This window comes from Microcoleus sp. B7-D4 (assembly GCF_036705125.1).
In the GTDB taxonomy this organism is placed as follows: domain Bacteria; phylum Cyanobacteriota; class Cyanobacteriia; order Cyanobacteriales; family Microcoleaceae; genus Microcoleus.
Map to the genome: position 1 here is coordinate 85,899 of NZ_JAUBTT010000018.1, position 8,671 is coordinate 94,569.

Annotated in this window: 8 protein-coding genes and 1 pseudogene; 4 read left to right on the top strand and 5 right to left on the bottom strand. The window is 44.5% G+C overall.

Going from position 1 to position 8,671, the window contains the following annotated elements:
* Positions 1-16: 16 nt before the first annotated feature.
* The gene (locus QUB12_RS09990) at positions 17-1,183 is read left to right on the top strand and encodes a CO2 hydration protein (RefSeq protein ID WP_333142863.1); all 1,167 of its coding nucleotides are present in this window, start codon (positions 17-19) and stop codon (positions 1,181-1,183) included.
* A gap of 632 nt (positions 1,184-1,815) precedes the next feature.
* Here QUB12_RS09990 and QUB12_RS09995 read toward each other — a convergent pair.
* Positions 1,816-2,535, bottom strand: coding sequence for a PHP domain-containing protein (locus tag QUB12_RS09995; RefSeq protein ID WP_333144349.1), 720 nt, complete (start codon positions 2,533-2,535; stop codon positions 1,816-1,818).
* A gap of 190 nt (positions 2,536-2,725) precedes the next feature.
* Positions 2,726-5,119 carry a bifunctional serine/threonine-protein kinase/ABC transporter substrate-binding protein gene (locus QUB12_RS10000; RefSeq protein ID WP_333306590.1) on the bottom strand — a complete coding sequence of 798 codons (2,394 nt, stop codon included), beginning with the start codon at positions 5,117-5,119 and terminating at the stop codon, positions 2,726-2,728.
* Positions 5,120-5,248: 129 nt separating this feature from the next.
* Between QUB12_RS10000 and QUB12_RS37545 the strand changes: the two are divergent.
* The 3 genes and pseudogenes from QUB12_RS37545 to QUB12_RS10010 all read left to right on the top strand — a co-directional run.
* Positions 5,249-5,495, top strand: a pseudogene (locus QUB12_RS37545) (hypothetical protein); the annotation flags it as partial.
* Positions 5,496-5,528: 33 nt separating this feature from the next.
* On the top strand, positions 5,529-5,684 hold the full coding sequence (locus QUB12_RS10005) for a hypothetical protein (protein WP_333144351.1): 156 nt from the start codon (positions 5,529-5,531) through the stop codon (positions 5,682-5,684).
* On the top strand, positions 5,650-5,868 hold the full coding sequence (locus tag QUB12_RS10010) for a hypothetical protein (RefSeq protein ID WP_333144352.1): 219 nt from the start codon (positions 5,650-5,652) through the stop codon (positions 5,866-5,868). The genes QUB12_RS10005 and QUB12_RS10010 overlap by 35 nt, the downstream gene beginning before the upstream one ends.
* On the opposite strand, the gene QUB12_RS10015 is transcribed toward QUB12_RS10010, so the two are convergent.
* The 3 genes from QUB12_RS10015 to QUB12_RS10025 are packed head-to-tail and all read right to left on the bottom strand — an operon-like array spanning position 5,854 to position 8,584.
* Positions 5,854-6,606, bottom strand: a complete 753-nt coding sequence (locus QUB12_RS10015) for a hypothetical protein (protein ID WP_333300278.1) — start codon at positions 6,604-6,606, stop codon at positions 5,854-5,856. The genes QUB12_RS10010 and QUB12_RS10015 overlap by 15 nt on opposite strands.
* A gap of 17 nt (positions 6,607-6,623) precedes the next feature.
* The gene (locus QUB12_RS10020) at positions 6,624-7,949 is read right to left on the bottom strand and encodes a DUF2254 domain-containing protein (protein WP_333144354.1); all 1,326 of its coding nucleotides are present in this window, start codon (positions 7,947-7,949) and stop codon (positions 6,624-6,626) included.
* A complete protein-coding gene (locus QUB12_RS10025; RefSeq protein ID WP_333306592.1) occupies positions 7,946-8,584 on the bottom strand; it encodes a mechanosensitive ion channel family protein in 639 nt (212 codons plus the stop codon). Before QUB12_RS10025 ends, QUB12_RS10020 begins: the two co-directional genes overlap by 4 nt.
* Positions 8,585-8,671: the final 87 nt, after the last annotated feature.

The following is an 8,671-nucleotide window of genomic DNA, read 5'->3' on the forward strand; positions in this document are numbered from 1 at the left end:
TTAAGGTTAAATAAGAATGAAAAGTACCGTATTAAAACCCTCTTCCCATCCCCTATCCGCATACATTGACCTCTTGGAATCAGGCAAAGCTTTGCTTCCCGAATCGGCGGAAAATGTAGTAGAAGTTGTCGGCATTCTCAAAAGTTACGGTGTGGTTCTCGATGCCTATTCTCGCAATCTCAATTATATTGCAGAAGAACAGTTTTTAGTGCTTTTCCCGTTTTTTAAATATTTCAACGGAGAGGTAACGCTGCCCAAATTAATGCGCTATTTGTGGCACGATCGCATAAATTTTGAGTATGCTGAGTATGTTATGAAAACTATGCTGTGGCACGGCGGCGGGGGTTTTGACACTTATTTGGATACCCCGGAATTTAGCAGTTTGGTCGAAAAGGCGATCGCTGCTAAACTGAAAGGCAATTTTTTCATGCAGGGACTCAACAAAGCATTTCCTAATTTTTTGCCGGAACAAGTGCGGATGCTGGCTTACTACACCGGTCTCGGTCAGTTTTGGCGGGTAATGAGCGATTTGTTCATAGACTTATCTGATGCCTACGAAGCCGGTAAAATTAAGTCGATCGCAGAAGTAGTTGATTTTGTCTTAGCAGGTTTGGTTAGCGCCGCCAGTTTACCAATTACCTACAGCGTCAAGATTGGCCCTCAAGTCTACGATATCATTCCGGCGAGCGCTAACTTAACATTTTTACCAGATGTAGCAGTGCCTTATGTAGAGTCAATTTTCTTTCGGGGCACTGCGTTTTTTGGTACAGTTTCCTACAACGCTCAAGCTCATCAAATCCCGGAAGAACAAAGAGAATTTGCCTACGGGGCTTTGTTTGCTGACCCTTTACCGATTGGAGGTGCAGGGATTCCGCCAACTCAATTAATGCAAGATATGCGTCATTATTTGCCGGAGTATTTGCACGAAGTTTATCGCACTAGCTGTCGCGGTGAAGACGATGTGCGGGTGCAAATTTGCCAGAGTTTTCAAAAGTCGATGTTTTGCGTGACGACGGCGACTATTTTCGGTCTAGCACCTCATCCAATGAATACATCAGATCCAGAGGAAAGAAAGGCTAATCGGGCTTATTTGGAAGGTTGGATGGATCGATTTGGGAATTCTCGCTTGGATTGGGCAAATCAGCCAACTAATAGGGCCTGTCAGTTGTTCCCCGAACGGTAGAAGGGCGACTGGTTTTTAGGGAGAAATGTCTCTAGGAGTTGCCAAAATATTACCTGAAGAAAGCAATTGCTTTCTTTGGGAAGGCGAAAGCTCATCCTGGCGATCGCAATGATATCATGTCCATTAAAATAGCCCTTATAAGGCAAGTAGTGAAAACTTCAGTCCACAGACTTTTATGAGGACTGAAGTCCTCACTACCAAACAATTTTATATAGCAATCCTAAATCATTCTCATAATTATTGTAGGGGCAATCCGACCCCTACTCCCCGTGGTTGCCCTATAGATAGGGGGTAGGCACGGGGAGTAGGGGTAGCACTACCCCTACAAATTTATCTGAATCATTTAGGATTGCTATAGTAGTCATTTTAGCGGACATAATAGACCTCTTGCAAAAATAATTAGGACGGGCTCTTCGGCCCATCCCACAAGAGTTATTTTTTCTTGTGGGATGGGCCGAAGAGCCCGTCCCATCAATTGAGGAAAAGGATTTTTGCAAGAGGTCTAATATGACCTGAGAAACTGTTTTTTTACTGTTTATTTTCGGCTCATTATGATTGCTTTCATAAGAGATATATCCGCTAACGCTTAGACTGGTAATGACAGGATAAAGCACTTGTTATTTCCGAACTATTTAGATTCGGACGAGAAGACTCAGCCCGTGAGAGTCCGTGCCACAAGTTCCCAGCAAACCATAAGTTTCTGCTAAATCCTTGACTAAAGCAGTTTGTTTGGGACTCGGTTTCCAAGGATTTGGATTACCGTAAGCATAGTAAATTTCTAGACCGTCAATGCCAAAACGGGCTGCTTCTGGGATTAGTTTATCTGCAGTCGATCGATACCTGCAAGGATGTGCGAGAACTGCTAAACCTCCTGCTTCATGAATAGCTTCAATTACCCTGGCTGCTGAATAACAATAAGTGCCTTCAGTGCTTTTACCTCGTAGGTATGGTTGGAGACTGGGATGTTGCGGATCAAAGGCGTAACAGAGAATGTGTACCTCATTGTTGAGCAATTCGGCATTAATTTCAGCGCCTGTCCAGAGACTAGGTGCTTCGCTATTTTTGTCAGGATGGTTTAATTTCCAATTATCCAGCCAAATTTGAGCTTTAACGTAGCCTTCGGTGCTGTGGTGGTCGGTGATAGCTAAGCCTTTGAGACCGCGGGCTATGGCTTGTTCCATCAATTTCTCTGGCTGCAATCGCCCGTCGGAGTAGACTGTGTGCATATGAAAATTATAGGAACCCGGACAGCTATCGGCATCAATTGTCTGAAAGACTTGTTTGAGTGCTGAGATATTCTGGGCTTCTGGTTTGAGGCTAGAACCGGGGAAGGGAGCGAGATTGACAGTCATAAGCGTTATTATAAAAAAAACTAGCTTTGTTTAATATATCGAATAAATTGATATGTTGCACCGATCGCGATAGTTACAATAGCGATTTACCGTGGTGCGGGGGCGGGTTTATGAGATTATTGATTTTAGGCAATTACGATCGGTAAAACCCGCCCCTACAGGTTTGTGGAAAATGCCACAAGATATCAATTCAATCGCACTTTAAACCTGCGGCTGCGGCTGTGGGAAATTCGATCGGCACAAATGTCAGACCAAATTGTTCTCTAGCACACGGAACAATATGCGCCACTCCTTTAGGAGGGTTTTTGCGATTGCCGGTCTTTGAGTCAAACTCAATTATACCCGTGGCTCCCTCGGCTTTAAAATTTGGATCGGCTAAGGTTTGTTGCATTCCTTGGCGGGTTGGTTCTGGCTGCATTTCTAGGGCTTTAATCAGCGTGCGGGCTGCATCGTAGGTTAAAGCCGATCGAGTATTTACCGGGCCTCCCCACAACTTTTCAGTATTTTGAGGAAATTTTTTGTCAAAACTGGTTAAAGGATGCCAGAACACAGATATAGCTAGTTTTTCGACAGACTTTAGCTGTTTGGCAGCTTCTAAAGTTCTCCAATCGTAGAGTCCCCAAGAGGCGACAATCCAATGGCGATCGTTGTTAGCTTTAATCATATCGATCGCATTTGGCTGGGCATTAGTGACTTGACCGTCGGGAATTAAAAGTAACGCTATTTTGCCGGCTTTCTCAAGTTTTTTTATTGCGGCTTCGGCGTTAAAATTATTTTTAGATAAGTCGTAAAACTCTCTAAGCCTGATAGTCGTTCCTCCTTGCGCTTCAAATTGCTTTTTGAATTCTTCCCACAAAGAAGCGCTGAACGGACTGTTGGGATTGTAAAATACTGCAACTTTTTTCTCACCGAGCGAGAGCAGTTGATTTACTAAAGCTTCAGCTTCGATGCTAGTTGTCGGAGCAGTCCGAAAGAAAAATTTTCGAGGTTTTCGCGTCAGTTCTTCGGTGGTACTTCCCGGAGAAAGAGCGACTAATTTATTGCGATCGTAAATATCTACTGTTGCCAAAGTCATCTCGCTGGCATAGTGTCCGATAACTGCTAAAATATCTGGTTGAGCGAGTAAAGAATTTGCCCTTTTAATTGCCTCTAACTTGAGATTTGCATCATCGGCAATGATGACTCTGAGACCTTTACCGTTAATAGATTTCGGTTCGATAAATTCTTGACCGGGAAAGTCTTGATTGCGCTCTTTTGCAGCAATCGCGCCTAAATTAACTTCGGTTTGAGCTTGAGCAATGCCGCGCAGCAGTTCTTCTGCTAAATTTGCGTTAGCGATGCTACCGTCGGGATTTCTGAGGATGGGAACAACGATCGCGATCGTGTAATATTCTGCATTTATTGCCTTCAGCAGGGCATTGTTGATATAAATTAAAGTTTCTGGATCTCTGCGGTCTTCTCGCCAGGACTGTTTGAGCAATTTCAAAGCATCAGGATAATTTGAGTCGGCCAACTCACTAATTCCCCTTTGTTTTGACCAAAGGGGCGAGGTTTGCACTAGGAGTTTTTCGCCAGAACTTACACCATCTGGGGAGGGTACAGCCACCGTTTGTGGCGGGGAAATTCTGGGGATTAAAAATGCGATCGCCAATGCAGCGCCCAGTCCCGCAACTCCGAACAGCAGCCAGCGAAAGCCCGATCGCAACTTCCGCGAAGTTTTGGGTACTTGGGGCCCTGCGACGATCGACAAATCCAAGTCTTGCAAAACTTCATCAACCGATTGGTAGCGGTCTTGAAAGTGGAAACGCACCATCTTGGTTAAAATATTTTTAAGCTTGTCGCTAACAGGTTCAGATGTTAAATAATCCCAGACAATTTCACCAGTTTCGGGGTCTTGTGGCAGATTGGTGGGACGCCGCCCGGTGAGGGCTTGAATCGCGATGATTCCTACTGCATAAATATCATTGTAGGGTTGCGGGAGAGACCGCGTATCGTGTTGTTCGGCAGGCATATAACCCCTGGTGCCGATCGCCTGCGAGCTGAATATTTCACCTGTAGAGTTAGAGGTAAAAGTGCCGATTTCTTTGACTGCCCCAAAATCAATTAAAACAATTTGTTGATCTGTTTTACGCCGAATTAAGTTAGAAGGTGTAATATCGCGGTGAATAATATTTTCTTGGTGGACTGATTTTAATATTTCCAGAACTTCTCGCAACAAAGCAACGGTATTTTTCTCATTCCACCGATCGCCCGCAGTGAGTTCTTTACTGAGCTGATGTCCTTTAACGTATTCTTGCACTAAGTAAAAATAATCGTTTTCTTCAAAGCTATCGAATAATTCGGGAATGCGCGAGTTTCTCCCCAGACGGCGCAAAGCGCTAGCCTCCCCTTCAAATCGGTTCCTTGCCCTCTCCAAGACGCGCGGATCGTTCGATGGGGGAAAAGGAATTTCCTTAACAACGCACAGAGGATTATTAGGTGTGTTTATTTGTACAGCCGTGTAGGTTCTAGCAAACCCTCCCTCTCCCAACAAAGCGATAATTTTGTAGCTTTCGTGCAGGATATCCCCTAAGTTGACACACATAAATTTTCCAACACCTCTTTACAGGCTGCGGCTTTTAATGTTGATTATAAGGACTTAAACCAAAAATTAGTCCCTTTTATGGTAAAATCCATTGTAGTGTAGTTGGCGCTTCCACGTCGAAAAACTCTCATAAAGGAAACAACTCCCACCACCATGTTCCCATGCTTCGATAAATGGTGTCGTCGCGAGAGACGATGTTTTTACCCACAAATCCCAAAAAACGGGGCTCACCCTCATCATAGATGACTCAGGTAATGGCGGAAAAGTGGCTCTTTAACTGCAAGAGTTGGCCGACAATATATGGCGTGAAATCGCCCAAAATGATAACTGGGTAGTCTTAGTAACTACACATTTATATGATGTAGTAAAAATTCTCTCATATAAATGTAAGCTTTTAAGCACTTAAACTATGAGCAGAGCTTTACCTTTTAAAGTTAAGACTGTTAATACCGCCGCAGTTGGTAGCAGTGCTAGGAAAAATCATCCCGGTAATTTTAAACGCCGTCTCAAAGAACACTGGATTCCTGATAATGGTTTTAAGCTCGAACGTTTTGGCTTTATTTGATATCAATTCCGGCTGCGCCGGAATGATGATATCAAATCCGCGCTTCATCGTCGGGCGAAAAGTCGAATCAAACTGCCAACAAATAATTCGCGTAATATTCATTCTTTTGACTCACCGTCAACAGTCAACAGTCAACAGTCAACAGTCAACAGTCAACAATATGATTCCTCTACAAAGCCAATAAAAGAGCCGTGTAAATTCCAGCACCAAGGGCAAATGCCCAAAACCGACTTTCTCGTTCTTCTGGCAATTCTTCTTTGAGGACGTTGAGAACAATTCCTCCGGCTAAAAAAGCAAATAAAACTGCGATCGCAGTTTTTCCAATTTCAGTAGCGCTACCCAACACCCACCCCACAATAATAGCTGCTGCTAGTATCCAGCGTCCGATGCGATCGTAAATATGTTTGTGGTGTTCCCGCAAACCAGAGTCGTTCACTGCAAAGTGCAGTGCCATTGCACAAGAAAACAACAGCAGATTGGTAATGCCCGGTTCTTCCCGATGCACCAGCAGATAGCCAATCAGAGCGTTGTAGATTGCAAAAGAGCCTATGTGCAACCAAAAAACACCAGGACTGGTCACATCCTCTTCGCCACGCTGACGAGATAAATTTGCAATTTGCTCCAAGCCGTAAAATACAGTCAATCCTAACAAAGCTATTAAATAAACGTGGTGTTCTAGATAAGAAATAACTCCTGCTTCTACTTGCTCTAATACCGCTTGGTGCAGATTTAATTCCGGTAAAATATGCACAAAAACATAAGCTACCGAAACCCCACCAGCCGCTGAAAGCCAGCCACTGCGAGGAATAGGAGCAAACCGCAACTTGCCGCAAAATAAATGTGTCAGCGCTAAACCAATGGCAATCAGCGCGGTTAAAGCTAAATTATTAGGAGCCGATCGCAAAGCTGCTGTTATTACCATAACTCTGCTCAACAAAATTAATCCTCTCCTAAAACTTTAATGACTTGGTGATACTGCTCTTGGACATCTTTCTGGTCTTGCTCCTGAGAGATTTGTTCGCGGCTACTATTTAAAATCATCTCCGCCTGACGGCGTAAAGCTTCTCGTTGTTTGGAATTGCGGGTATAAGTGGCGATGCAAGCTATAGCTTCCAATAAGCGAATTGTTACCGCCACATCTGATTTACTGTACTGGCGAATTTGGTTAAATGCAGCATCGACTAACCCTTCAAAGGTCACTCCTTCAACAATGACGCGCAAATTATCTTCATCGTCGTAGCGATAGGGCGAGGGAAAATCCCTTTGAGCGAGGCGGGATAATCCGGCGCTGAGTCGATCGATACACCGAATCGCAGTAAATGGATCGTTGATAGCAGGAGAAATCGCACGCAAGGCAATTTCAACTAACTGATCGATTGGAAATTCTACATCTTGATATTCAGTCCGTTCTTTGCCCAGAATAAAAGCATCGTTAATCTGTTGTTTCAAGCTTTGATTCACCCCTTTTTCCGGGAAAACCATCGCTAAATCGCTGCCCCTGACGATAAACTTTCCCGGTCTAGTTTTAAGACGTAGAAGCAGATTGTACTTACGGGCAATTTTCATTAATTCGTTGTCATCGATTGCTTGCAAATAACCCTCGCCAGTGGCTTTGATTGGACTTGCTTCCGAGTCAAAATTGGCAGGAATTTCTCCCAATTGTCCCGAGTTGTTCGCTTTACCTCCTCCGATTTTTCCGGGAAACAGACGATCTAGAGCTTTGTCTAAATCGCCACTAACCTGAGTAATTACATGGGACGCTTGAATAATGGTTGATGCGTGATGGATAAAGTAAATCAGTACCCCGATACTGGCAATTGCCAATCCAGTACCAACTGTAACCGAGAGTTGGGGTACAAAGAGAGTGTATCCTTCTCCTTCTGAATGAATGGTTCGCAGTACGAGTAAACAGTAAATAAACGTGCCAATGAAAGTGCCAAGCACGATTTGATTGCCCGTATCCTGCATAAAATTACGCAGCAATCGGGGGCCAAAATTTGAACTCGCCAACTGAAGCGCCACAATAGTAATGGAAAAAGCTGTAGCAACAACGCTGACCATTGAACTGGCAACCGATGAAAGAACCGCTCGCGCACCATCGGCTCCACCCGTGTAAATCCACCTCCAGTTTGGTATATTACCCGTGCGGTCAAGTGTCAGCATTGCGATCGCTAAAATCATCGACCCCACCGCCATCAACGTTGGGATAAACCAGTAGCTAGAGTGCAGCGAGTCCCAAATTTTGCTTAACTTGACATTTTTCATGAGTTGGGGTGGCGTGAAGATTGTCCGTTGCCATCTTGTTGCGATCGCTGTTCAATTAGTTGTCGCAGAGAACCGCTGATGCTGCGGGGTTTGGGAACTTCGCCATTACCAGCGGGCCATCCTTCCCGTTGACGTTTGCGATCGCCATCCGTCTCTTCGGTTTGGTCGTGAAACAAAATTTGCTGCGTAGGAAAGGGCAAGTCGATGCCATTGGCAGTCAGCTTTTCCTTAATCGCAGAAAGTACCTTGTCCCGCGATCGCAGATCGTCCATTCGTCGCGGCGGAGCAATCCACCATCGAGCGCGGATATTGACGCTACTTCCTGCAAGTTCCATCAGCAGCACGTCAGGAGCAGGGTCATCCAAAACCTCATCCACACTCTGCATGGCTTCCATCATTAACTGCTTGGCTCGGTCAATATCATCGCCGTAGCCGATACCAACGTCGTATTGCATCCGGCGTTTATCAAAGGCGGTATTCACAGTAACAGAATTAATGAACAATTCCGCATTGGGAACTACAATCCGGCGACCATCATAGGTTCGGATTGTTGTAGCGCGAGTTTCAATATTTTCTACGGTTCCCTCAAAGTTTTTAAACACAATCTGGTCATCGATTTGGAACGGTTCCGTCAAAAGAATTAGGATAAGCTGTTGTACCTTTAAATAGGGTATAATAAAAAAGGAGTTTAGTCAATCTCTACAAAAATGCCAGCTAAAAAC

Excerpts from the sequence above, each read along its gene's own strand:
- QUB12_RS10015 (WP_333300278.1), bottom strand. The coding sequence starts at position 6,606 with ATGGTAATAACAGCAGCTTTGCGATCGGCTCCTAATAATTTAGCTTTA.
- QUB12_RS10010 (WP_333144352.1), top strand. The coding sequence starts at position 5,650 with ATGGTTTTAAGCTCGAACGTTTTGGCTTTATTTGATATCAATTCCGGC.
- QUB12_RS10020 (WP_333144354.1), bottom strand. The coding sequence starts at position 7,949 with ATGAAAAATGTCAAGTTAAGCAAAATTTGGGACTCGCTGCACTCTAGC.
- QUB12_RS09990 (WP_333142863.1), top strand. The coding sequence starts at position 17 with ATGAAAAGTACCGTATTAAAACCCTCTTCCCATCCCCTATCCGCATAC.
- QUB12_RS10005 (WP_333144351.1), top strand. The coding sequence starts at position 5,529 with ATGAGCAGAGCTTTACCTTTTAAAGTTAAGACTGTTAATACCGCCGCA.
- QUB12_RS10000 (WP_333306590.1), bottom strand. The coding sequence starts at position 5,119 with ATGTGTGTCAACTTAGGGGATATCCTGCACGAAAGCTACAAAATTATC.
- QUB12_RS09995 (WP_333144349.1), bottom strand. The coding sequence starts at position 2,535 with ATGACTGTCAATCTCGCTCCCTTCCCCGGTTCTAGCCTCAAACCAGAA.